Raw genomic sequence first — 25,459 nt, 5'->3', positions numbered from 1 at the left:
CAATCCGCTTGATTTAATAATAAATTAACCCGCAATGGCGTAACTTTACACAACGTAAAGAGAACATCAAAACAGCGAATGAAAGCGATGGTATATACGCAATACGGTCCTCCTGAAGTGGTCCGGTTACAGGAAATCGACATACCGATGGTGAAGGCGGGTGAAGTATTGATCAAAATACATGCAACCACAGTAAATCGTACGGATTGTGGCTTTCGCAGCGCAAACTATTTCATTGTCCGTTTCTTCAGTGGCCTGTTCAAACCAAGGGCGAAGATACTTGGCTGCGAGTTTGCCGGAGAAATAGAAGCCGTTGGCGGGGATGTCAGTAATTTCAAACCGGGCGATCGTGTCTTTGGATACGACGACACTCATTTCGGTGGGCATGGTGAATATAAGGTAATGGCGGCATCGGGCGCGTTGGCCATGATTCCTGAAGGAATGAACTATATCGAAGCGGCACCGCTTACCGAAGGGAGTCATTATGCCCTTGGCAACATCCGGGCAGCTAAGGTTAAGAAGGGCGACACGGTAATGGTTTACGGCGCAACGGGAGCCATCGGTTCGGCTGCCGTACAATTGTTGAAGCACTTCGGCGCTTATGTAGTGGCCGTTTCCAATACGAAGAACGTCGAATTAGTCACGTCCTTAGGAGCAGATGAAGTGATCGATTACCAAACCCAGCGTTTCGCCGAAACCACGCATCGCTTTGACTTTGTCTTTGACGCCGTCGGCAAGTGCTCTTTCCACCTATGTAAACCCTTACTGAAAAGCAAAGGAATCTATATCTCCACTGAATTGGGCAGAAATTCGGAAAACGTATGGTTGGCACTTTTCACCCCGATGGGTGGCGGCAGGAAAGTTTTGTTTCCCCTGCCCACCATCAACCAGGCGGACGTACTGATGATTCGGAAACTTGCCGGATCCGGCGACTTTAAACCGGTCATCGACAGAACCTATCCGCTTGAACAGTTAGTCGAAGCCTACCAGTACGTGGAAACCGGCCAAAAGACCGGCAATGTGGTCATCACTTTGGAAAATTCGGATCGGCTTTGACCTCTTCAATCTGCAACGTATGCCGTGCGGTATGTGCCGGGATATAGAGAAGTGAGTGATATCCATCAACCGGGCCAAACGGCGAATCGGCAATGTGGTTGCGCATGTCGTCTACCGAAATCCCCTTGATATAGCCCAACAATTCTTTGCGTTGCTTTTTCAGGTCTTTAAGCGCAAACTTGGCGTTTTTATACGTTCCAGCTTCCTTCGGGCTTAATTCTTCCGATGCTTTTGCCTTGAAACTCCGGTCTGTCATTCCCTTAATCACATCGTCGTCACTCATTTTTACGTCACCTTTCCGCTCAGGGTTCGGTTGCTGTTCAAGCGTTTTCTTCGCATACACCAAAAGTGCCGGTTCCGTTTGGATAATGTGTTCCAAACATTGGCTGATGGACCATCGGTCGGGTGCCGATTTAAACGCGAGCTGCGCTTCACTCAGTCCTTCCACCGACTGCTGAAGGGCATCGAATGTTTGCTGATAATAATCAAGCAAAAATGCCTTGTCATGCTGCGTCCTTGGCGCAGCAGATTGCGCCATCACCGTATTTACCAACGTACATACAGTAAATAACAAAAAAAGTAACCGTTTCATAGTCTTTTATTTTACACAAAAATAAAAAGAAACCAGATAACCTACGGGTGTATGATGCGACATATTGAATGGGCATCTAAGACATTCAGAAAATAATCGGATAATTATCAGTACCTTTGCAGCCACTAGTAAACGATATATTTTGCAATTTACATCATTAAATCTTTCCGGTCCCCTTTTAGAGGCACTGGAATCTGCGGGTTACCACACCCCCACCCCCATTCAGCAACAAGCAATTCCGACCATACTCCAACACCACGATGTATTGGCATGCGCACAGACCGGAACCGGTAAGACTGCGGCTTTTTCCCTGCCAATTATTGAGCAGCTGCTAACCTCAAAAACCGATACCGGATTTCAGGGGCCAAAAGCGCTGGTATTGGCCCCTACAAGGGAACTTGCCATTCAAATCGATGAAAACATAGCCGTATACGTAAGCCGCACGCGCATTAAGCATGCCGTTATATTCGGCGGCGTATCGGCGGTTAGCCAAATCGCCATGCTACGCAAACGTCCTGATATACTGGTCGCTACGCCGGGCAGGCTGCTCGACTTGCTCAACCAAAAGGTTTTATCCCTGCAACAGGTACGTTTCCTGGTTTTAGATGAAGCAGACCGCATGCTGGATATGGGATTCATTAAAGACATCCGTACCATAATCGGCAAAATTCCGGAAAAACGTCAAACCATGTTGTTTTCGGCCACCATGCCATCAGAAATAGAAAATCTGGCTAATGCTATTTTGAACAATCCCCAACGGATTGCTGTCGCACCGGTATCTTCCACCGTGGATACGATTCAGCAGGCCATTTACCCGGTGGTAAAAGCAAATAAAGTAGAGCTCCTCTCCCATTTGGTGCACGGCGAAAAAGACGGAAATGTATTGGTCTTCTCACGAACCAAGCATGGAGCCGATAAAATTGTCCGGAAACTGGCCAAAGCAAACATCAGCGCCGCCGCCATCCACGGCAACAAATCACAACAGGCACGGCAAAAGGCATTGAAATCCTTCAAAGACGGTACCATTAAGGTGCTGGTAGCCACTGATATCGCCGCACGCGGAATCGACATTGACCGGCTGCAGCTCGTAATCAACTTCGATCTGCCCAACGAGCCGGAAACCTATGTCCACCGCATCGGACGCACCGGAAGGGCGGGTGAAAGCGGCAGGGCATGGTCTTTTTGTGATCCAGAGGAACTGGAATATCTTTGGCAGATTACCAAGCTGATCAAACAACGTCTGCCGCTGGTCGAAGATCATCCGTTTATTCCGGATAATCTCGTCGACTACCGGCACGAGCCAGCGCGTCCTGTTCCACCGTCTTCAGCTGCGAAATCGAATCGTAACAAGAAGAAACGTCGGCGACCGCACTCCAATCACCGGGCAGCGGTTTAAGCGTACATTAAAATTATTGAGCCCCTTTACGTTTTATTTTCAAAACGCAAAGGGGCTCTTGATATACTCCTTTTATACCCTTACATTTGCCAGCAACATTCACGCTGGAATACGTAATTATAAACCAACAACTTGACTGATTCTTCAAGCGTTCAATGCTGTAGAAATAAAGGGTGTGCCCAGACAAATGCTTATTCAGGATGAAAAACGGCTATTACTTGCGCTTAGCAATGGCAATAGGGAGGCGTTTGAGGAGTTATTCCAGCACTTCTTCCCAAAATTAAGCCGTTTCCTAGGCGGATTGCTGGATGAAGAGGCAGTCGCTGATGACCTTGCACAGGATATCTTCGTCAAACTGTGGCAGCACCGTGACTTGTTTGCACACATCGAAAACCTGGATGCCTACTTATATACGGCTGCTAGAAATGCGTTGTACAATCACATCAAGCGTTCAACAAAACGTCAATACCTGTCGCTGTCAACCGCACTGGAAATTCCGTCGTTCGAAAAGCTTGAGGAAGTGCTAGCCGCTCACGACCTCGAAATACTGATCAATCAGACCATCGACAAAATGCCCCAAAAACGAAAAATCATTTTCAATCTCAGTCGCAAAGAAGGTCTGAGCAATGAGAAAATCGCGCATTACCTTCACATCAGCAAACGCACTGTTGAAACACATATCTCAGCGGCGCTAGCCGACATCAGGAAAGCGATTGCTCGCTGAACGCCAACAGGTATTTATCAATATACAGTTGTTTGTCTTTGGATTTATATTGCTGAATGTAACGCGGATGCTCCAACACGACTGCTTTTTCAAACAGCTTTTCTTCTTTGTTCAGTTTATGGATAAACTCCGCATTTTTTTTCCCAAGGATATACACTTCCGACGTATCCAACCCCAGGCTGATGTGTTTTTTCATGGATGCGACCATAAAGGGTTTTACCATTTCAAAAAGCCTGCGATCGTCATAATAGTTTGCGTTCAGCCAGTCATTTTCTTTAATATGACGGACAATAGCGAGGGGGAAAGGTGAATTGATATAAAACCTTTTGTAGAACTCGTCCGGCCCACCCCACGCGGAGATCATATCGTACACAAATACCGAAGAAACTTCATGCGTGCGGGCAGAAAGCATTTTAATTCCGCAAACACTTTCCAACCGCTTTGTATCGGTGAAAGGCACTCCTGTCACCCCGGCGCCATGGCGGCTGGGGTTGATGCCGATGATAAATTTCCGCTTATTGGAATCGTTGTAATATTTTTGGTAAAAAGCCTGCATAACCGTCATCGTCTCGGGGTTGTCCAGGTACGGATTCATTACCCCAAACCCGTCAGGCAGGGCGCCGGTATACTGCAGTCCCCGGTTAAATGTAATGATTTTATCAGCAAATGTACTGGCCATGATGGTAAAGAGATAGCGAAGGTAAAGAAAATGCAAACGTGCTGCAATAAACTTTTTTTTAAAAAAGACTACGTGTGTTTCTCCTTAGGGTTGTCATATAGACAAACCAATAGGAAGAGAAACTAGGCAATGAAACAAAACCGCATCGATCAGCTACTTCAACGCTTGTTAACGAATAAGTTAACGAGCCACCAGCGTGATGCCGTGCGGTATTGGCTTGCCAACAGCGAAGAAACCGACGAAAAGGACGCCGCCCTGAAGCAAGTATGGGACAACACACCAAGCACCCCTAAAAAATCGGTTGAGCCATCCTTGCTTGACACCTATGCCAAGATTGAGCAAGCGGAAAACAACGTCGTAAAAATAACGCTAGCCAAACGTTTACTGCGTTATGCTGCGATTTTCCTATTACCCCTCGTTTCGGCATTCTCCGTGTGGATGATTATGGACCACCGGCAGAGCAGCACATTGGACATGCTTACCTGTTATGTGCCCAATGGTGAACGCTGGACCATCAACCTGGATGATGGGACCACGGTACAGCTAAATGGGGGCACCTTATTTGTCTATCCGAAAGCATTCGGCAAACAAGAACGGAGCGTTTACCTGGTGGGTGAAGCCAATTTCTCGGTAGCTAACGATGCCCAACGGCCATTCATTGTCCAGGCAAAATCATTGGCGGTGCAGGTTCTGGGAACCAAATTCAATGTAACCTCCTATCCCTCCGACGACCGGATAACGGTTACGCTCGAAACGGGTGCCGTCAAGGTCTATGAAAAGAACAATCCGCACAGCGGGCAATTGATGCGCCCCAACGAACAGGTTAGTTACTCACAAAAGGATAAAAACTTTACCAAAGCCACGGTGGATGCCGCGTCTTTCGCTTCGTGGACAACAGGCGGTCTCTTTTTCGACCACCAGACGTTACACGATATCCTGGCGGCGCTCGAACGTAGCTACGGCATCCACTTCGCCGTAGATCCCACCCTGAAAGACACCGATCAGTATACACTTCGGATCAAACCGAACGAGTCCATAGAAGATGTCCTGCACATATTGGTTCAAATTGCTGGAAACCAGATGAGCTATAAACGTGACGGGCAACTCATCCGTCTCTATCAGAAAGGAAAGGAGGTAAGCCAATAAAAAGAGATACCGGAGAGATCTTCCACAACCCATTCCGGTATCTTAAATTAATCCGTTCGATATTTCTTAATAAGAACCCGAGTGAACTAACCAATTTTAAAAATTGATACGCCAAAATTATGAAAATAAATGGTATCTATACCCACCTCGCATATATAAAAGAATTCATTGCCGTTGGCCTTCTTTGCATTTCCAGTGCGGCAATGGCCCAAAAACAGACCATTCATTTACCCGAAAGTCCATTGACCATAAAAACCGTCATTCAAGCGATCGAACAACAAACCGGCCTTTCCGTCGATTACAACCAGACACGTTTAAATGTGACCCAACAAATCAGCATACCATCCGATCGCACCTCCCTGGACGAGATCTTAAAGACGGTACTTTCGCCCAATGGATTTACCTACCACATCGAGAAAACCCATATCATTATCAGTCAGACAAACGGAAACCAAGCGAGTCAGGTACAGCAAAAAAAAATCGTCAGCGGAATCGTGATCGACGAATCCGATGAGCCGCTCGTAGGTGCCAACATTGTCGAAAAAGGCACGACTAATGGTATACGCACCGATGAGAATGGCCACTTCACCATGGAAGTTGCGGGTACCAACTCCGTATTACAGGTTTCCTATCTCGGCCACCTGCCGCAGGAAATACGGGTAGAAACGAACACTGATCTTCATATCAAACTAGCAAAAGATGTTCAGAACCTCGATGAAGTGGTCATTGTGGGGTACGGAACCCTAAGCAAACGGGAAATTACCGGATCAGTCACTAACATCACCGCGAAGGATTTCAACCAGGGCTTTTCCAACGATGCAGCCCGGCTCCTGCAAGGCAAAGTGGCTGGGTTGGAAATCAATACCGGCACCGGCGATGTGACCGCCAATGCTTCCATACGGCTGCGGGGTATTTCAACCCTACAAAACGATCAGGGGCCTTTTATCGTCATCGACAATGTACCGGGTGCGGATATCACCACGGTTGCACCGCAGGACATTGAGTCCATATCTATATTAAAGGACGCCTCTGCAGCAGCCATTTACGGTTCAAGATCGGCCGGAGGGGTCATCCTGATTACCACGAAAAGGGGAACCGCCAACCAACCGAAGATTAGCTATACCGGTGCAGTTGGCATCTCATCGCTCGCCAACAAACCCCTATTGATGTCAGCTACGAAATGGCGTGAATATACGTCCACCACGCCGGGCAAAGACGGCAGTTCCTTCGACCTCGGCGCCAATACCGACTGGTTCGACGCCATTACCCGTACAGGCACACAGCAGGATCATAACGTGTCGCTATCCGGAGGCGGTACCCGCAATAATTACCGCGGATCGGTATCCATGCTGCAACGAAACGGCATTGCCCGCGATAATTCGATGGAACGGTACAATGCCCGGCTGCAATTTACCCAGTGGTCTGCGGATAATAAATTAAAGATTGACCTGACCGGAGCCGCAACCCTGACCGACAACACCCCTACCAATACCCGCAACTTTGTGCTGGCCTACAACATGATTCCAGTGCGGCCTATTAAGCTGGATGACGGGTCGTGGTACGATAGCCGTGAATACGACCAGGGAAACCCGGTTCGCAACCAAGCGGAAAACACGTATGAGAACAAAATCAACAACTTCTACGGTACCGCCAACATTACCTATACACCAGTGGAAGGGCTCGATCTGAAAGTCCTGTTAACCAAAAGCCGCAACAACGAAGATTACAGCGAATACCGCAGCATCGGGTCGGAAGCTGGCTATAACGACGGCGGGTTTGCGCTGCGTTCCGGAACGATCACGGATCGGAACCTCTCGGAATGGACCGCCAACTATTCCCGGCAATTCGGCAGCCACAAAGTAAACCTGCTGGGTGGCTACTCCTGGGAACAACAGGTATATGCGGCACATGCGGCGCAGACCCGCGGATACATAACCGATCTGCTCGGACCGAACGACCTGGCATCCGGCCGAAACATCCATGTGGGCGATGCGACGTCTGCCCGGAATAAAAGCCGGTTAATATCGTTTTATGGCCGGTTAAATTACAATTACTTGGAACGATACCTGCTTACGGCCACCGTGCGCCGCGATGGTTCCTCAAAATTCGGGAAAAACCATAAATGGGGTACGTTTCCCTCCCTCTCCGTTGGGTGGAATATCTCAGAAGAACCCTTTATGCAAAACACGGCGTGGGTCAACGACCTGAAGCTCCGCATCGGTTATGGGGTCACCGGAAACCAATCCGGGTTGGATCCCTATAAAACATTGGAACTGTTCGGCTCGGATGGCCTCTACTACGATAACGGTGCCTGGCTTCCGGCATACAGCATCAGCCAGAATGCCAATCCCGACCTGAAATGGGAACAAACCGCCATGTTGAATGTTGGACTGGATGTCGCCCTGTTCGCCAATCGCCTCAATGCGAAACTCGAATGGTACGACAAAAAAACATCCGATATGTTGTATACCTATCCGGTGCCTACCCCACCCTATCTGATGGATGAAATCATGGCCAACGTAGGCGATATGGACAACAAGGGAGTGGAACTGACCCTGGGTTATGCCGCCATACAAAACCCCGATTTCAACTGGGACATATCGGTCAACCTTTCACACAACCGAAACCGGATCACCAAATTGTCCAATGCCATCTATACAACCGACCGCATTTTGCTGGGAGGCGTATTCATCCGCGGCGGCAGCTCAACCACCCATGTGCTGGAAGTCGGCCGTCCCATCGGTCAATTCTATGGATTGCGATCCGAAGGGCTCGACGCAGACGGTAAATATATCTTCATCGACCAGAACGACGATGGTGAAATCTCGGATCCGGCCGACCTGGATTATATCGGTGATGCCCAACCGGATCTACTCTATGGAATCAATAACGCGTTCCGTTACAAACAATTTGATCTATCGGTGTTCTTCCGCGGTTCTATAGGCAACGACATTCTGAATGCACCGCGTATGGCCTTCGCGCAGTCGGGATTCCTGCCGGGAACCAATGCATTGGATGACCCGCTTACGTATCAATTGCAGGAAACCACCCCCCGCTATTCTTCGTTTTACATTGAAAACGGCTCGTACCTGCGTTTGGATAATCTTTCGTTGGGCTATCGCTTCAATGACCACATTCTCAACGGCGCCCGTTTATATTTCACGGCCCAGAACGTGTTTGTCATCACCGACTATAAAGGATTGGATCCCGAAGTGCCCATCGACGATAATAGCGGATTGACACCCGGCATTGAACCGCGCGAATTTTATCCGAAAGCCCGGACGTTTGCGCTCGGTGTAAGTGTTAACTTCTAAAACTTCATCTCATGAAACGAACAATAAAACACATAACCTGCCTACTGGGCGTAGCCCTGTTGGCTGCTTGCACCGATCTGGGTGAAGACGTATACGATAAACTGCCTAAAGATACGTTTGGCACCACACCCGAACAGCTCAATGCCATCATCGGTCCAGCCTATAAGTCCCTCAAAAGACTACAACCCTACGACAGTGCCTGGGGCATGTCCGGCATGACGTCCGATGCCATGATTGCGCCCACCCGATTAGGGGGCGACTGGTGGGACGGAGGAATGTACATGGAACAGACCATGCACACCTGGGATGCCCGCTCCTACTCCGTGCAGACACTGTGGGACAATTGTACTGCCGGATTGACGGCCGTCAACGCGGTCTATAGCATTATCGAAACCAACGACCTCCTGACTCCTGAATTGAAGGCCCGTTACTTGGGCGAACTCCGCGGGCTAAGGGCTTTCTGGTATTATCAATTGATCGACTACTTCGGCAATGTGCCGCTGGTCACCGATTTCAAAGACACCTCCCTGCCTGCCATCACCCCACGTGAGCAGGTGTATCAATTCATCGTAGACGAGCTCAATGATATCATTCCCGTACTCCGCGACGATGTCTCCGACGAAAGTTACGGCAAATTTACACAGGGTGCCGCCCGCACCCTTTTGGCCAAAATGTACCTCAATGCCGAAGAGTGGACGGGAACGCCCAACTGGTTAGGTGTCATTGAGCAATGTGACGAAATAAAAAAACTGGGATACAGTTTGACGGCCGACTGGACGGCCAATTTCGCAGTGCATAACGAGTCGTCGCGCGAGATCATCCTGCCAATATGCTTCAGTGCTACCGACGGTGGCAATTCCATCCACCTCTATACCCTCCACTACCTGGATCCCATTGCGTTGGGCTTTAAAGCAGCCACCTGGAACGGCATCTGCGGTGTGCCCGATTTTGTAAAGGCTTTTGACGACGCCGACAGTCGCAAGGAAGCTACCTTTCTCATCGGCCCCATGACCGACCCCGGTACCGGGGAAGTGCTGATGACCACCGCCAACCGTCCATTGATCCATACCGTTGACCTCAACATTGTTCCCGGCACAGAAAAAGAGGATGCGTCGGGCAACCTTACCGGCTGGGGCGAAGTCAACCAGGAAGACGGTGCCCGTATCAAAAAATGGCAATTTGAACGGGGAATGGCCAATACCGATATGGAAAATGATGTGGCTATTTTCCGCTTGGCCGATGTGTACCTCATGGAAGCAGAAGCACTGGTAGGCCTCGGGCGGGCACCCGAAGCACTGCCGCTGGTTAATGAAATACGTCAGCGTGCCTTTGGCAACTCCCAGCACAATTACAGTGCGCTCACCCTGGACAATGTGTATCAGGAACGGCGCTTTGAGCTGGCCTATGAATTTACGGAACGCCAGGACATGATCCGCTTCGGCACCTTCCTGCAACCCAAGTTCATGAAGCCTTATGTAACCGAAAGTTACCGCAAACTGCTGCCCATACCCTTCACGGCATGGCAGAAAAACAATAAGCTTACCCAGAATCCGGGATACCCGGGCTTTTAACAACTTGATAAAACGACACGTATGGAACAGACAACAAAGCAACAGACTCCGCCGACCGGTATCTCGCGTCGGAAATTTCTGGAAACCACCGCGGCAGGCATCGCCGGCTTGACCATTTTGCCCAGCCATACCATCGCCGGCCTCGGCCATGTACCGCCGAGTGATAAACTCTACATCGCCAAGATCGGATGCGGGGGCATGGGGGCGTCCGATCTCGGCAGCCTGATGAATACACCCAAAAAAAATGCTGAAATCGCCTGTCTGTGCGACGTAGATGCCCGCATGGCGGCCGATGCCCGGAAAAAATATCCCAAAGCTACGTTTTTTGAAGATTGGCGTACACTGTATGACGAAGCCAGCGATAAATTTGACGCGGTCTGCATCTCCACGCCCGACCACAATCACGCAGTACAAGCATTCGGCGCCATCCGCGTGGGCAAACATGTGTACCTGCAAAAACCACTCGCACACGACATTTACGAAGCCCGGATCCTTACCCAAGCCGCAAAAAAAAACAAAGTGGTTACCCAAATGGGTGATCAGGGTAATTCCTGCGACGGCATGAAAACCATGCGCGAATGGTTTGACGCCGATCTCATCGGCGATATCGAAAAGGTGTACTGCTGGACCAACCGCCCGGTATGGCCACAGGGCATCCCCTGGCCTGCTGCCAAAGCTCCCGTGCCCAAAGCCCTCAATTGGGACCTTTGGCTGGGTACCGCCGAATATACCGACTACATCGAAAACCTCGTCCCTTTCAACTGGCGCGGCTGGTGGGCTTTTGGTACAGGTGCACTGGGCGACATGGGCTGCCATATCATCGGACCGGCCTTCAAATTACTGGGTCTCAACTATCCCAGCGAAGTGAGTTGCAGCGTAACCAACCAGTTTACCGGCATATTTAAAGAGGCCTATTATCCCGAAAGCGGCCCGGTGGCCAGTTCCATCCGCTTCAAGTTCAAGCAGCAGAATGGGCAGGATCTTTCCCTGTATTGGATGGATGGCGGCATCATGCCCGAACGGCCCGAAGAAGTCGATCCGAATGCCGATCTCACCAATGCCATGGGCGATCTCGATCCGCACGACGTGGAAGGTGCTACCGTGTTTGTCGGCACAAAGGGCAAAATTTCCTGTGGCTGGGGTGGTTCAGACCCCCGGCTATGGCAAAAAAATGGCAGCAAAAAACCCCTGTTTGCCAAAGACGTCGGCATCCCCGAAAAATACCCGCGCGTCCCGGGAGGTACCAACGGACACTATTGGGCTTGGATCGATTCATGCATCGCCGGTTACGATAAAGCGAACGTCGAGTCGCCCTTTGAAGGTTACGCCGGTCCGCTTACCGAAGCGGTTCTCATGGGCAACCTGATTCTGCGTGGCTATAACATCCGCACCAAAACAAGCCGTAACGACGCCGTTTACGGTGAGATGGAAACCTACCGGTATCCCGGCAGGAACATCACCTACCTATGGGACGGCCCCAACATGCAGATCACCAATTTTCCCGAGGCAAACCAATTTGTCAAACGCACCTATCGGAACGGATGGGAAGCCTTAACTTTGTAAAACCGATGGTAAACAATCGTTAATAAATTATTTTCTGAATGAACAAGATAAATTATATCACCGGCATGGCACTGATCGTGCTATCCTTGAGTGCATGCACCCAACAAGCGAATCAAACAGCCGACAATCAAACAGCTGATCAGCCGGAAACTCCCTGTGCGGAAGAAGCGGTACCCGAGGGCGGCGAATGGCTCACCCTGTTTGACGGGCAAACGCTTGCCGGATGGCGAGGGTATTGCATGGACAGCATTCCCGCCGGTTGGGTGGTCGACGATGGAAACATCACGTTCAAAGGCAGCGAAAGCACGGTAAACCCCGAGGGTGGCGACCTCATTTACGATCGGGCATTCAAAAATTTTATACTGGAGATCGACTGGAAAATCGATAAGGCCGGCAATAGCGGCATCTTCTATACCGCCCAAGAAGTCAAGGGAAAGCCTATTTATTATTCCAGCCCGGAATACCAACTTCTTGACAACGAAAACATGCCCGATGCCTGGCAAGGTGTAGGCGGAAACCGGCAGGCCGGCGCCGTGTACGATATGATCCCTCCGGTACCCCAGCCTGTCAAACCCTATGGAAACTGGAACCATACCAAAATCGTGCTTTATAAACAACATGTATACCATTACATGAACGACACACTGGTTCTTGATTTCAAACTTGGCACCCCCGTCTGGAAAGCGCTGGTCGACAAAAGCAAGTTCAGCAAATTCAGCAACGATCCGGAAAAATGTCCCGATGCATACGAACTGATGCTCGATTGCGGCAAAAATCCGGGTTACATCGGTTTGCAGGACCATGGATACGGCGTTCGTTTCCGCAACATCCGCATTAAAGATTTAGACCAATAATCATGTACATCTCCTATTACGATAGTCAGGAAGCCATGAGCCAACGGGCCTGCGACGCTATTACGGCACAGTTGGCGCAGAAACCGGACTCCCTGCTTTGTGCGGCAACCGGAGGGTCGCCAAGCCGGACGTACGCCCTGCTTCATCACGAAGCGGGGCAACGTCCCGGGCTTTTCGCCCAGATGAAGCTCATTAAACTGGACGAATGGGGTGGTCTTCCCCCAAACCATCCGGCAAGCTGTGAAACATATTTACAGACTCAGCTGATAAAACCCTTGGGCATCAGCCGCGATCGTTACCTAGCCTTCCAGAGCGACGCGGCAGATCCGGCCAAAGAATGCACCCGCATCCAGCAGGAACTCTCCCGTTCCGGCCCCATTGATCTGTGCATATTGGGCCTCGGCGTGAACGGCCACATTGCTTTCAACGAGCCGTCAGACGGTCTGCAGGCCACTTGCCACGTGGCCGAACTATCCGGCCAATCCCTACAGCATGCCATGGTGGCCGACATGACAGCGAAACCAGCCTACGGATATACCCTGGGTATGGCCGACATCCTGCAGGCAAAACAGATTATCCTGCTGATCACCGGTAAACACAAGGAGAAAGCAACAAGGGACCTATTTTCCGGAAAAATCACGAGTCACCTTCCGGCCTCTTTTTTATCGTTACATCCCAATGCATTTTGCCTGATCGACCGGCAGGCTGTCTCATTTGAAAAACTTACATGAAATACGCAATCGCCATTGATGTAGGAGGTACCCGAATCAAATATGCACTGGTAAATCGTTCGGGAGCCATTGAATATGAATCGATAAAAGCCGTTAATGCCTCGGGCGAGCATCCGCAAGTCACGGACAGCTTGAAACAAATCGTAGCCGATCTGCAAAACCGTGCCGCCGCGGCAAATGGATCCGTCGTTGGCGTTGGAATTGGTGTACCGTCTATTGTAGACCAGGGGGTTGTCCTTTTTGCCAACAACCTACCGGAACTCAATGACGTCAATTTGGAATCGTTGATAAACAATTTTTCCCAGCTACCCGTATATGTAGCCAATGACGCCGATCTCATGGGCCTGGGCGAAGTACGTTACGGCACCAGCGAGGATATCTCCGATGCCGTTTTCCTAACCGTAGGCACAGGCATAGGCGGGGCGCTTATTCTAAACAAGCAGTTGTACGGAGGCTATAAACACCGGGGTGGCGAGCTCGGGCATATCATTATCGATCACCTCGGGGTACCCTGCTCCTGCGGTGCCCGCGGGTGTCTGGAAGCGTATGCCTCGGTGACCGCCCTCACAAACCAGTACCGGGATTTATTAATAGCAGCCAAAAAGCCACTGCCTGCCGTCGTAGACGGGCAATATGTGTTCAACCGTTACCTGGCATCCGAAAAAGAAGCAGTCGCCGCCCTGCAACAGCATGTGGGTTACCTCGCCGCAGGCATCGTCAGCCTCATCCACGTCTTTGCACCTCAACGAGTCATCATCGGCGGGGGTATCTCTGAAGCAGGGGACGCTTATATCGACCCCATACGCCAGCGTGTATATGCTTCCGCAATGAAAGAAAGTTCCTGCTTTACCCGTATCGTTGCTGCCTCGCGGGGAAACAAAGCCGGCTTTTTAGGGGCAGCTACGCTTGTATTTGGCTAAATACATTATCATGAAGAAAAACAATCTACTCGTTGTCCTTATTCTGTGCATTTGGTTTCTGATATCGTTTGTTACGAATATCTTGGGGCCTATGCTGCCCATTATCATCGGCGACTTCCAGCTCAGCTTAACCCTGGCGGCATTCCTCCCCTTTTCTTTTTTCCTTGCTTATGGTATCACATCCATCCCCGCTGGCATGATGATCGAACGGTTTGGCGCACGGAACGCCCTTTTGCTCGCCTTCGGTCTGGCTTTCGCCGGTTCGTTCCTCTTCGTCTTGTTTCCTACCTATAACATTGTCCTGATTTCCTTGTTTATTATCGGAACGGGCATGGCGATGCTGCAGGTTATTATATTGCCGCTCATGCGCGAAGCGGGAGGAGAACGGAATTATGCCTTCAATTCCGTATTGGCGCAGATCGTCTTCGGACTGGCCTCTTTCCTGAGTCCTTTTGTTTTCAGCGGCATCATGCATACCTTGGCACAACCAAACAACCAACCGGCTTTTATTTCGCTGTTGCGCAACGTTATTCCGCCGACACTGCCATGGAGTTCACTCTATGTATTGTTTACGCTGGTTTTTGCCGCAATGCTGCTGATCATTGCCTGCATAAAATTTCCGGCGGTCGTGCTGAAAAATGAAGAAAAGACCGGTTCCATACAGAACTACAAGGAGCTATTGGGCCAAAAGAAAGTATGGTTCTTCTTTTTCGGAATCGTCGCCTATGTGGGCACGGAACAGGGACTGGCCAATTGGATGAGCCAGTTCCTTGATAACTACCATCAAATAGATCCCTTGACCGGCGGAGCAAAGGCCGTTGCCTGGTTTTGGGGGCTTATGTCCCTTGGCTGCTTGCTGGGGTTGCTGCTGGTAAAGCTGATGGATGCCAAGCGCGTATTGCAGGGCTTTTGTGTATTGGCGTTCATCAACCTGTTTCTGGCGCTGTTCGGAGACCGTGAAATCGCGCTCATTGCTTTTCCTTGCTGCGGCATCTCCATATCCGTGATGTTTTCCATTATCTTTTCGCTGGCACTGAACTCGATGGACAAGCACCACGGTTCCGTTTCGGGTATTTTGTGTACCGGCATTTTTGGAGGTGCGCTTATTCCGTTTATCATCGGGTGGTTGGGCGATCTTGTCGGCCTACGGTATGCCATGTGTTTCTTAAGCATCACCATCGGCTACATGTTTATTGTTGCACGCTTTTCAACCCCCCTGATTCAAAATCAAACCATCCGGCTCAACGAGGTGTCAGCAAAGTTTCTCAAGCGAAGCAACGGTTAAATTCAGGCGGAAGCCATCGCTGCCTTTTCCCGCGTCAATATCCGACGGACGATCCACAGCCCGCCCAGCATACAGATTGCACCGATCAGGAAATGGATTCCCGGAAAGTGAAACGGCGCCTTGGGAGTGGTAAAATACGAAAATGTGCTGTTCATGATGAGCGGTCCTAAGATCGTCGTCAAACTCATCAAACTGGTCAGTGCGCCCTGCAACTCACCCTGTTGGCTACTCTCTACATGGCCGGCGATCAACGATTGCAGTGAAGGGCCGCAGATACCACCCAGGCAATAAGGCACTAAAAAGACAAACATCATCCATCCTTCGGTCGCAAAGGCAAACAAGACAAGCCCCAGCGCGTACAGTGAAAGTCCCAGGTAAATACTTTTTTCGTTCCCGATTTTCGGATTCAGTATCCGCGTCAGGCCACCTTGTACCAGCCCGGTCAGCACACCAACCACCGCCAGGGAAATCCCGATCATGCCCTCGCTCCAGTCAAATTGGTAGATGGTAAAGAAATTCCAGCTACCTTGCACCGCCTGAGCACCCAGATAGATCAGGAAAAAGCTGATCGCCAGTCCACCGATTTCTTTATGTTCCATCAGAAAGCGAAGTGATCCCAGCGGGTTTGCACGTTTCCAGTCAAATGCCCTTCGGCTACTTTTGGGAAGCGACTCGGGCAACAGCAGCAGTCCGAACAAACAATTCAGCAGGCAGAGCACGGCTGCCGCGTAAAAAGGAGCCCGCAGCCCCCACGTGGCCAGTAGCCCGCCCAATGCCGGTCCCAGCACAAACCCCAATCCGAAAGCGGCACCGATCAGTCCGAAATTCTTCGCCCGGGTTGTCTCGTCGGTGCTGATATCGGCAATATATGAGGAGGCTGTTGTAAAGCTGGCCCCGGTGATACCCGCAATGATACGGCCCACAAACAACCATCCGTAAGTAGGGGCCCAGGCCAGAATCAGGTAATCAATCCCAAATCCCAGCAGCGAAATCAATAAAACCGGACGGCGCCCGAACCGGTCACTCAGGTTTCCGACCAGGGGTGAGAATAGAAATTGAGTGATTGCAAACGAGGACAGCAGAAAAGCTCCGTAGGTACTGGCAACATTTACCGGGATGCCCTTGAGCTCCGCGATCAGATCGGCCATAACCGGTATGATCAATCCCCAGCCCATGACATCAATTAACAAGGTGACAAAGATAAAGCCGATCGCTGCCTGTTTAGTGGTACGCATAAATGTAAGGTAAGCGTGAAAATCAGGCCAATATTAGTGATATTTCCGGTGGTTTGCAGCGGCCTTCTGTGACGTTTTTGGGGGCCAAATGCGACAACTGCTTTGCTTGGGTTTGACAAAATCAAAAATCATTTGCAGCTATTTAAAAAAAGCCTATTTTTGCAACACCCGGGAAATTAGCTCAGTTGGTTCAGAGCACTACCTCGACAAGGTAGGGGTCACAGGTTCGAGCCCTGTATTTCCCACTTGTATCCTTCTTCATCCTTGATCCATTCGATCCACTGATCAAAGTTTCAGTAGTAACTGCAGTATTACTCTGCAAATATGGATCAAGGGAAGCGCCGGTAAATTTCTCTTCGGTGGGCCAAGATGATAAAAGTTATCTCATCGGATTGCCCTAGCTCAACACCTATTCGATAATCGCCCAACTTGATTCGATAAAAAGATTTATACCCTTTTAGCTTCTTGAGTTGTTTAACGTCACTCAGATCATTAGCAGCTTCCAAAGCTTCGATAACATCAGCAACCTTCTGTTTTAATGACGCATCTTTAATGACGCATCCTTTACCTTCTCAATAGACTTTAGAAAAGATTTATCAAATTTTAGGTTCATCGAGGGTTCAGGCTAGATCTGGTTTTGGACAAATTCAGGAACGCAGTGCACGCATTACATCGGCCTTGTTTACATATTCTCCAGTCTTTACCGATTCCAACAGATCCCCAAAAAGTAGGTCTTCCATTTCCGTAGCACTGATGGATTTTACCCGATCACCCAATTTCTTAGCCAGCTCCGTAAGCAGCTTCACATTCTTCGGGTCGGAACTCTCAATAATCAATGTTGCCATCTCATCAATTTTTATCACACAAAAATAAGCAAATCGAATATAATTTACAACTGTAAGCCCCTTTCACTTCAATCATAACGCCGTTGCAATCGCCCTCCCACAAACCCGTCCGGAGAAAATACATCCTCCGAGAAACGTGCCTTCCAACGCTCGATAACCGTGCATACCGCCACCGCCGAATCCGGCTACCTCCCCCGCTGCATATAAACCTTGTATCGGTTCTCCCGATGCACCGATCACCTGCCCATCGAGATTGGTTTCCAGCCCGCCCAACGTCTTCCGGGTGAGTATATGAAGCCGTACCGCGATCAGCGGACCATTTTTCGGATCAAGGATTCTATGCGGCTTGGCCGTCCTGATCAATTTATCCCCTAAGTAATTCCGGGCTGAGCGGATCGCATTGACCTGCGAATCTTTCGAAAATCGATTATCAAGCTCCCGATCCCGTGCCCGTATTTCATTATATATTTGACTATAATCCAACAGACTATTACCAACCCGTTCATTCATCGCTACAACCAATTCCCACAGGTTATCCCGCACGAAAAAATCTTCGCCCTGCGTTTTGAAACGCTCCACGGGCGGTGTCCCCAGTTTTCCAAATGCCCGTTTCAGTACCTGCCCCCATTTTTTATCCGTGAGATCGGGATTCTGTTCCGACCCGGATAACGCAAATTCTTTCTTCAGGATCTTTTGCGTCAGGATAAACCAACTGTAATCATATCCGGTATCCATCAAGTACTTGAGCGTACCCAGTGTATCAAATCCCGGATAGAGGGGTACCGGCAGTCGTTTTCCGGTGGCATCCAACCACAACGAAGACGGCCCTGGAAGGATGCGGATACCGTGGTTGGTCCAGATGGGATCCCAGTTTTTCAGTCCTTCGGTATAATGCCACATGCGGTCGGGATGAATGATATTTCCGCCAACTTCCTGTACAACGCCCAGCATGCGGCCATCCACGTGATCAGGCACTCCACAAACTATGTTTTCTGGCGCACTGCCCAAACGTGCCGGCCAATTCCGCCTAACCAGTTCTTCGTTGGCACCAATGCCGCCGGAGGTCACCAACACTACGGGAGCTTTAAGCTCAAATGAAGACGTTACCGTGTCGTTGCTCTTCTTCCCCCGCGCCACGTGGCTATCTTCAAGCAGATCCCCCGCCACGCCAACCACCACGCCGTTGGAGGTCAATATACGGGTCACCCTATGCCGGAATTTCAACACTACCTTACCGTCCCGTTGCGCCTTCCGCACAGCTTCGACAAAGGGCATAACCACACCGGGGCCCGTGCCCCACGTAACGTGAAAGCGCGGCACTGAATTCCCGTGCCCGATGGCGCCATATCCACCCCGTTCCGCCCACCCCACCACGGGGAAAAAGCGGATGCCGTACGACCGTACATAGTCCCGCTTTTCGAACGCGGCAAACCGCACATACGCTTCTGCCCATTTCGTCGGCCAATGGTCTGCAGGACGATCAAAGCCCGCAGTACCCATCCAATCCTGCAAAGCCAGCTCGTAGTTGTCTTTGATACCCATACGCCGTTGCTCCGGCGAATTAACCAGGAACAATCCACCAAACGACCAATAGGCCTGTCCCCCAATGGACTGTTCGGGTTCTTGATCTACGATGACCACCCGCCGGCCCGCTCGCGTTAGTTCGGTGGCTGCTACCAATCCCGCAAGACCTGCGCCGACAATGATTACTTCAGGTTCCATATACCAAAGATAACCCTTACAATCCGTTAAACAAAAGGTTCAGTCGTCGTAAAACACCGGACAACATTCGCACCTAGCGTAACATTGGGTACGCAAAAGCAGCCTAGTGACGCGGACCGCAGGGAGCGTTACAGCTGTGTTGCGTATCCAATGTTACTCCCACTCACGACAATTGAAATGCACCCTTCCGTTATTCCCGGCTTTTGCGTACCTTTGCGCTTTGAAAATGAGCAGGAAAGTCGCTTTTTATACGTTGGGATGTAAGCTGAATTTTTCGGAGACATCTTCTATCGGCCGTATTTTTCAACAAGCCGGATACGAGACCACGTCATTTAATAGTCGGTCGGACGTCTATGTGATCAACACATGCTCCGTTACCGAAAATGCCGACCGAAAATGCCGCAAAGTAGTCAAAGAAGCCCTGAATCATTCGCCCGGTGCGTATATCGTCGTCGTGGGCTGCTATGCACAGCTGAAGCCCAAGGACATTACGGAAATACCGGGCGTGGACATGGTACTGGGTGCTGCTGAAAAATTCAATATCATTGACCATATCAATGATTTAACCAAGCAACCTAAAGCAGTTGTTCATAATGCGCCGATTGCGGAAACCAACCAGTTTGTTCCCGCATTCTCCATTGGCGACCGCACCCGTACGTTTCTCAAAGTGCAAGACGGATGTGACTACTCCTGCACATTCTGCACCATCCCGCTGGCGAGAGGCGCAAGCCGTAGCGGAACCATTACGGACCTCGTGAAACAAGCGGAAGACATTGCTGCATCCGGCGTACGGGAAATTGTGCTGACCGGGGTGAACATCGGCGACTTCGGCATCCGCGATGGCAACCGGGAGGATCGGTTTTTCGACCTGGTGAAAGCGCTGGACCGGGTGGAGGGAATCGACCGTTTCCGTATCTCCTCCATCGAGCCGAATTTACTTAGCGACGAAATCATCGAATTTGTGGCCCAATCCGACCGCTTTGTACCGCATTTCCACATCCCCCTGCAATCCGGGTCCAACAAAGTGCTTGGGATGATGCGCAGGCGCTATAAACGTGAACTGTACGCCAGCCGCGTGGCCAAGATCAAAGAGCTGATGCCCGACTGCTGCATCGGCGTGGACGTGATTGTCGGATTTCCCGGCGAAACGCGGGAGGACTTCCTGGACACCTATCAATTCCTCAACGGCCTCGACATCTCCTACCTGCACGTATTCACCTATTCCGAGCGCGAAAACACCATCGCCGCACAGATGGAAGGTGCCGTACCGGGCGCACAACGCGGCGAGCGTAGCAAAATGCTGCACATCCTTTCGGATAAGAAACGTCGGGCTTTTTACGAATCCCAATTAGGCAACAAAGGAACCGTGTTATTTGAAGGGGATGTCAAAGAGGGGTATATGCATGGTTTCAGCCGCAATTACGTAAAGGTGCGTACCCCTTACGATCCGTTGCTGGTTAATGAAATCGTACCCGTAAAATTTTCAAAAATTGCAGATAGCGGAGACGTAGAAGCTACGGAGATTCCTGAATTATTAGCTCACTAATCTATCTAACCCGTCTCCCGACCACTGATAGCCGACAGCCGATAACACGCTTACTGTCCGCTCTCTTTCGCGGCTTTCTCTGCCTCCTTCCGTTGTTTCCGGAAAAATCCCCTAAACAAGAAATTGTGCTGCAACGCCTCCATATTCTGGTCTAATTTTTCTGTGCTCTGCTCCAAATTGATCAATGTCTGCCGGATCGTCTCCGCGCTCTCCGGATCATTCAGCAACACACCTACGGCGTTATCTTTTTGATCGAGCTTTCCCGCCGTTTGGTTCAGATTGGTCATCAACGCCGAAGCTGTTTGGGTGATACCCTGCAATTCGGCAACGGCCGACTGCAAATTGGCGTAAACCACCGTATCAGTTAGTAAATCATTAATTAATGTACCCTCTTGATTTAATTTAGTAGTCAACAGGTTAAGTGATTGCGATGCTTTTGCTGTATTGGCAGTGGTTTGATTCAGATTAGCGATCATCTGCTTGACATGCAGCGCCAATGTAGAATCGTTCAACAACGTCCCGATGGTACCCTCACCCCGTACGAGGCGTGCACTCAACTCACCGAAATTTTTCGTGATTTCCACCAGGTTCTCGTTGTTCACCTGCAACGTGGCCAGCATAGCATCCATACCACCCGTCGGCGCCGCTTGCAACACATCTCCGTCCTCAATGGCGGGTGCATCGTTGCTACCACCCTTGATGACAATCAGTTTGTTGCCGATAAAGCTTTCCGAACCTATTTCCGCTACGGCATCCTTACGGATGTATTCGCGGGAAGACTCCTCGATGACCATGGCGATTTCCACTTCCTTCAGATTTTTGAAGCGGATGGCTTTGATCGTTCCGATCTTTACCCCAGAAAACCACACGTTATTGCCCGCTTTCAGACCACTTACATCACCAAAAACAGTCGTTACCGTGACGGTCTTTGAAAACTTGTTCTGCTGGCCGCCAAGCACCAAAATACCGGCTACCAGGATAACGATCCCAACCAACACAAACAACCCTACTATGATCGAACGTTTATTGTCTACAGCACTCATAAATTATGTAATGAAATTATAGTCATGGAACGGTTTAACCCGTTCGTCTTCTGTATCAAAAATTTGATCAAAACTTCCCTGACGCTCAAACCTACCCTCCAGCAACATCACAATCCGGTCTCCAACACTTTTGGCACAAGCCAAATCGTGCGTAATGATGATGGAAGATGTCTTGTACTTCTCCTGTACTTCATTGATAAGCCCGTTGATCTCAATGCAGGTGATTGGATCAAGTCCTGCCGTCGGCTCGTCATAGAGCATGATCTCCGGACGGAGTATCAATGTACGTGCAATCCCGATCCGCTTACGTTGTCCACCCGAAAGCTCCGATGGCATCTGATTGATCGTATGCAGCAACCCAACGGCGTCTGCCACATCCTCTACCTCATGATTGATTTCAGCACGCGTAAGGTGCCGCTTATTACGCACTAGGGGAAACTCCAGGTTCTGGCGCACCGTCATACTATCATATAACGCGCTATTCTGAAACGAGAAGCCAATCTTCAGCCGAAGTTGCTGCAATGCCTTTTCGTCCAATTCATCCACGTGCTCGCCAAGCACCTCAATTGTACCTGTATCCGGTTTCAGTAATCCGGATATGAGTTTAATGAGTACAGATTTGCCGGTGCCTGATCTTCCCAATACAACCAAATTCTCGCCTCTGAACAGATGCAGATCCACACCACGCAATACATGCAGTTCGCCGAATGATTTACTCACGCCCTTTACCGTGATCACTTGGGTACTCCGATCGATATGTCCGCCTGATTTCAACATGATTAAGCGCGCATTGCTTGAATAATTTGTACAATCAATATCTCCTCAATAAATATGAGGAACATCGACATAACGACGGCCCAGTTAGCCGCGCGCCCCACTCCTTCTGTCCCTTTTGACGAGTGGTAGCCTTGGTAACACCCCACAATGCCGATGGTAAAACCGAATACAACAGCTTTCAGTACCAATGAAAACACATCCAAAAAGGTGACGGCTTCAAATACTTGATCAAAATACACCCGGAAACTTGTGTTCTCCGCGGCATTTACACTCAAAAATGCGCCCAAGAGGCCTACCGCTGCTGTGTAACAGGAAAGCACAGGAATACTGATGGTAGTGGCTAATACCCGACTCACCACCAGGAACTTGAACGGATTGGTACCCGACACTTCCATGGCATCAATCTGTTCCGTCACTTTCATCGAGCCCAATTCGGCCCCGATCTGTGACCCCACTTTACCGGATGCGATCAGTGCCGTGACAAGCGGTGCCAGCGCACGGATAATGGCAATGGATATCAGGGCAGGCAGCCACGAAGTAGCACCGAATTCAGCAAGCGACGGACGGGATTGATTGGTGAACACAATGCCCGTAATGAAGCCCGTTAACGAAATCAATGGCAGCGATTTCCAGCCCACCTCGTAACATTGCCGGATAATTTCCTTGAATTCATAGGGAGGCATGAATACCTCCCGAAAGAAACGCATAACAAACCGATGGATATTAGCTAATTCGATAAGTATACGCTGTATCTTTTTTATCATCGGGGATTTCAGCAGTTAAGGCTACAAAAATAGAAGTTTAATTTTAATCTGTATCGTTTATTTGCGCATTCGCTGATTATCAGCGACTACACGTGCCCATACGTATGTATCTATCCTGGCAAATCAAAACGCAACCCATGCACAGATAAACACCATTTTCAATAAAATGTTCTCAAAAAACTGAACCTAACAGCTAGCAAGGCGCCGAGCCCCGATTAAACCTTGGCCCCTGCTTTGTAGTCATACCACCAGAAACGAACAAGATTGTTGAATTAAATCAGCTCGTCATGAAAACGTTAAAGAGAACCGGACAATTATTAATCGCTGCATTAACCTTCGTGGTGATGGTAGCAACGGACACCGTGAAGGCTCAGCCCGGTATGAGCGTTTCCTTTCAACTATTCTACGATGAACTTTCTCCTTATGGGGAATGGATAGACGACCCCGAATATGGATATATCTGGCTTCCTGACGTGGATCGGGGCTTCCAGCCCTATGCTTCGAACGGTCATTGGGTAATGACTTCCTATGGCAATACGTGGGTTTCTGATTATGATTGGGGATGGGCACCGTTTCACTACGGGCGATGGAATTACTCCGACTACTATGGTTGGGCATGGGTACCTGGTTATGAATGGGGCCCTGCTTGGGTGAGTTGGCGGAGCGGCGGTGGTTATTACGGTTGGGCTCCGCTTGGCCCACGGATGAGTATTTCCGTTAACGTGGGCATTCCCGCCGCATATTGGGTATTTGTACCGCAACGTTACATCAGCAGCCCGCGGATCTACAGCTATTATACCCCTTACCGGAACCGCGTGAATATTTATAACCGCACGACGATTATCAACAATACCTACGTGTACAATAACCGTACGTATGTAACCGGCCCGCGACACAGCGAGGTCGAGCGGGTAACACGTAGCCGGGTTGCCATTCGGGATATCAATAACGCTTCACGCCCTGGAAGAGCGTCGGTAAATAGCCGCTCGGTAAACTTATACCGCCCGGAAGTTGACCGCAACTCCCGTTCTTCGGCACGGCCTTCGCGGGTAGCCGACGCGGCCACTGTGCGGTCGGCCAATTCACGCAGTGCCAGTTCACGTACCAGCGGTCGTACGGAAGCCACCAATCCGAGGAATTCTTCTTCGACACGCGGTTCAGCTTCCAGAAACAACACGGCTACACGCAGTGCACAGTCAACAACCCGTGAGAATGGCAATACAGCCCGGACATCCCGTACATCGGAAAGTCGCACCAAAGCCACGGCTCCGGCACGGCAATCGGCTCCGTCACGTACAGAATCACGTACGCGCACTGAATCCGGTAATTCACGCGCACCCCGTGCCGAACGGAACAGCGCCAGTCGTCCGCACGTAAAAAGTAGCCGTTCACAATCGAGCAGCCGCGAACGGACGACGGCTCCCCAGTCACGTCAGCGTGTACAGCCGCAAGCCCGGGAGCGTAACCAACCGGCAGCCCGTGTGCATTCCGTATCGTCACGCGAAAACGTTAGGTCTTCTTCGCCGTCCCGCACACAGCGCAGTACATCAAGCCGCAACAGCTCCGTGTCTTCACGTTCGACATCGCGGCCCAGTGTATCAAAAAGCCGTAGCTCCGAAAAAAGCAGCAGTGCGCCACGCGGTCGTTCTGCCGAACGAGGGGGTTCTTCCCGCGGTAGAGGATAAACGCGTATATC

The 25,459-nt window shown here is 50.2% G+C and carries 22 protein-coding genes and 1 tRNA gene; 14 read left to right on the top strand and 9 right to left on the bottom strand.

From position 1 onward, the window contains the following. Positions 1-78 precede the first annotated feature (78 nt). Positions 79-1,056, top strand: a complete 978-nt coding sequence (locus tag BMZ56_RS02685) for an NAD(P)-dependent alcohol dehydrogenase (protein WP_090623869.1) — start codon at positions 79-81, stop codon at positions 1,054-1,056. Here the strand turns inward: BMZ56_RS02685 and BMZ56_RS02680 are convergent. After that, positions 1,028-1,648 carry a DinB family protein gene (locus BMZ56_RS02680; RefSeq protein ID WP_090623867.1) on the bottom strand — a complete coding sequence of 207 codons (621 nt, stop codon included), beginning with the start codon at positions 1,646-1,648 and terminating at the stop codon, positions 1,028-1,030. The two genes, BMZ56_RS02685 and BMZ56_RS02680, sit on opposite strands and share 29 nt — an antisense overlap. Positions 1,649-1,790: 142 nt before the next feature. Here BMZ56_RS02680 and BMZ56_RS02675 point away from each other — a divergent pair, with 142 nt between their 5' ends. Both BMZ56_RS02675 and BMZ56_RS02670 read left to right on the top strand, forming a co-directional pair. After that, the gene (locus BMZ56_RS02675; RefSeq protein WP_090623864.1) at positions 1,791-3,044 is read left to right on the top strand and encodes a DEAD/DEAH box helicase; all 1,254 of its coding nucleotides are present in this window, start codon (positions 1,791-1,793) and stop codon (positions 3,042-3,044) included. Positions 3,045-3,219: 175 nt separating this feature from the next. Then, entirely contained in the window at positions 3,220-3,768 is a 549-nt protein-coding gene (locus BMZ56_RS02670) for an RNA polymerase sigma-70 factor (RefSeq protein ID WP_143072822.1), read from the top strand. On the opposite strand, the gene BMZ56_RS02665 is transcribed toward BMZ56_RS02670, so the two are convergent. Beyond that, a complete protein-coding gene (locus BMZ56_RS02665; RefSeq protein ID WP_090623858.1) occupies positions 3,746-4,447 on the bottom strand; it encodes an SMUG2 DNA glycosylase family protein in 702 nt (233 codons plus the stop codon). The genes BMZ56_RS02670 and BMZ56_RS02665 overlap by 23 nt on opposite strands. 129 nt (positions 4,448-4,576) lie before the next feature. Here BMZ56_RS02665 and BMZ56_RS02660 point away from each other — a divergent pair, with 129 nt between their 5' ends. The 8 genes from BMZ56_RS02660 to BMZ56_RS02625 all read left to right on the top strand — a co-directional run bounded on the left by BMZ56_RS02660 (position 4,577) and on the right by BMZ56_RS02625 (position 15,831). Next, positions 4,577-5,593, top strand: a complete 1,017-nt coding sequence (locus BMZ56_RS02660) for a FecR family protein (protein ID WP_090623855.1) — start codon at positions 4,577-4,579, stop codon at positions 5,591-5,593. 119 nt (positions 5,594-5,712) lie between these two features. After that, entirely contained in the window at positions 5,713-8,907 is a 3,195-nt protein-coding gene (locus tag BMZ56_RS02655; protein ID WP_218146440.1) for a SusC/RagA family TonB-linked outer membrane protein, read from the top strand. An 11-nt stretch (positions 8,908-8,918) separates the two neighbouring features. Next, positions 8,919-10,478, top strand: a complete 1,560-nt coding sequence (locus BMZ56_RS02650) for a RagB/SusD family nutrient uptake outer membrane protein (RefSeq protein ID WP_090623852.1) — start codon at positions 8,919-8,921, stop codon at positions 10,476-10,478. 21 nt (positions 10,479-10,499) lie between these two features. Continuing rightward, positions 10,500-12,041: a Gfo/Idh/MocA family protein gene (locus tag BMZ56_RS02645; RefSeq protein ID WP_090623849.1), complete on the top strand. Its 1,542-nt coding sequence runs from the start codon at positions 10,500-10,502 to the stop codon at positions 12,039-12,041. Positions 12,042-12,079: 38 nt separating this feature from the next. Continuing rightward, positions 12,080-12,895, top strand: coding sequence for a 3-keto-disaccharide hydrolase (locus tag BMZ56_RS02640; RefSeq protein ID WP_090623846.1), 816 nt, complete (start codon positions 12,080-12,082; stop codon positions 12,893-12,895). Between the two features lie 2 nt (positions 12,896-12,897). Then, positions 12,898-13,626 (top strand): galactosamine-6-phosphate isomerase, encoded by a 729-nt coding sequence (locus BMZ56_RS02635; RefSeq protein ID WP_090623843.1) that lies wholly within the window; start codon positions 12,898-12,900, stop codon positions 13,624-13,626. Continuing rightward, the gene (locus BMZ56_RS02630) at positions 13,623-14,546 is read left to right on the top strand and encodes an ROK family protein (protein WP_090623841.1); all 924 of its coding nucleotides are present in this window, start codon (positions 13,623-13,625) and stop codon (positions 14,544-14,546) included. Before BMZ56_RS02635 ends, BMZ56_RS02630 begins: the two co-directional genes overlap by 4 nt. A 10-nt stretch (positions 14,547-14,556) precedes the next feature. Continuing rightward, complete coding sequence (locus BMZ56_RS02625) at positions 14,557-15,831, top strand: MFS transporter (protein WP_090624451.1); 1,275 nt, start codon at positions 14,557-14,559, stop codon at positions 15,829-15,831. Between the two features lie 2 nt (positions 15,832-15,833). Here the strand turns inward: BMZ56_RS02625 and BMZ56_RS02620 are convergent, their stop codons facing one another. Beyond that, positions 15,834-17,066, bottom strand: a complete 1,233-nt coding sequence (locus tag BMZ56_RS02620) for a TCR/Tet family MFS transporter (RefSeq protein ID WP_090623838.1) — start codon at positions 17,064-17,066, stop codon at positions 15,834-15,836. 170 nt (positions 17,067-17,236) lie between these two features. Here BMZ56_RS02620 and BMZ56_RS02615 point away from each other — a divergent pair. Beyond that, positions 17,237-17,311 (top strand) — tRNA-Val (locus BMZ56_RS02615). Between the two features lie 84 nt (positions 17,312-17,395). Here the strand turns inward: BMZ56_RS02615 and BMZ56_RS26085 are convergent. The 3 genes from BMZ56_RS26085 to BMZ56_RS02605 form a co-directional block, all read right to left on the bottom strand. Then, entirely contained in the window at positions 17,396-17,620 is a 225-nt protein-coding gene (locus BMZ56_RS26085) for a type II toxin-antitoxin system RelE family toxin (protein ID WP_143072844.1), read from the bottom strand. A 93-nt stretch (positions 17,621-17,713) separates the two neighbouring features. Continuing rightward, positions 17,714-17,911, bottom strand: a complete 198-nt coding sequence (locus tag BMZ56_RS02610; protein WP_090623834.1) for a hypothetical protein — start codon at positions 17,909-17,911, stop codon at positions 17,714-17,716. Between the two features lie 72 nt (positions 17,912-17,983). Next, positions 17,984-19,633 carry an FAD-binding dehydrogenase gene (locus tag BMZ56_RS02605; RefSeq protein ID WP_090623831.1) on the bottom strand — a complete coding sequence of 550 codons (1,650 nt, stop codon included), beginning with the start codon at positions 19,631-19,633 and terminating at the stop codon, positions 17,984-17,986. Between the two features lie 226 nt (positions 19,634-19,859). Between BMZ56_RS02605 and mtaB the strand changes: the two genes are divergently transcribed. After that, entirely contained in the window at positions 19,860-21,179 is a 1,320-nt protein-coding gene (gene mtaB / locus BMZ56_RS02600) for a tRNA (N(6)-L-threonylcarbamoyladenosine(37)-C(2))-methylthiotransferase MtaB (protein WP_090623828.1), read from the top strand. A gap of 50 nt (positions 21,180-21,229) precedes the next feature. On the opposite strand, the gene BMZ56_RS02595 is transcribed toward mtaB, so the two are convergent. Genes BMZ56_RS02595 through BMZ56_RS02585 form a run of 3 tightly spaced genes read right to left on the bottom strand, consistent with a single transcriptional unit; the run spans position 21,230 to position 23,763 of the window. Further along, positions 21,230-22,222, bottom strand: a complete 993-nt coding sequence (locus tag BMZ56_RS02595; RefSeq protein WP_090623825.1) for an MlaD family protein — start codon at positions 22,220-22,222, stop codon at positions 21,230-21,232. Positions 22,223-22,225: 3 nt separating this feature from the next. Beyond that, positions 22,226-22,999, bottom strand: a complete 774-nt coding sequence (locus tag BMZ56_RS02590) for an ABC transporter ATP-binding protein (protein ID WP_090623822.1) — start codon at positions 22,997-22,999, stop codon at positions 22,226-22,228. Positions 23,000-23,001: 2 nt separating this feature from the next. Then, positions 23,002-23,763: an MlaE family ABC transporter permease gene (locus BMZ56_RS02585; RefSeq protein WP_090623819.1), complete on the bottom strand. Its 762-nt coding sequence runs from the start codon at positions 23,761-23,763 to the stop codon at positions 23,002-23,004. Between the two features lie 287 nt (positions 23,764-24,050). On the opposite strand from BMZ56_RS02585, the gene BMZ56_RS02580 reads away from it, so the two are divergent. Continuing rightward, positions 24,051-25,448, top strand: coding sequence for a DUF6600 domain-containing protein (locus tag BMZ56_RS02580; protein WP_090623816.1), 1,398 nt, complete (start codon positions 24,051-24,053; stop codon positions 25,446-25,448). Positions 25,449-25,459: the final 11 nt, after the last annotated feature.

This window comes from Parapedobacter indicus (assembly GCF_900113765.1).
GTDB lineage: Bacteria > Bacteroidota > Bacteroidia > Sphingobacteriales > Sphingobacteriaceae > Parapedobacter > Parapedobacter indicus.
The sequence above is the reverse complement of the archived record's forward strand: the minus strand, read 5'-3'. Positions and strand labels throughout refer to the sequence as shown.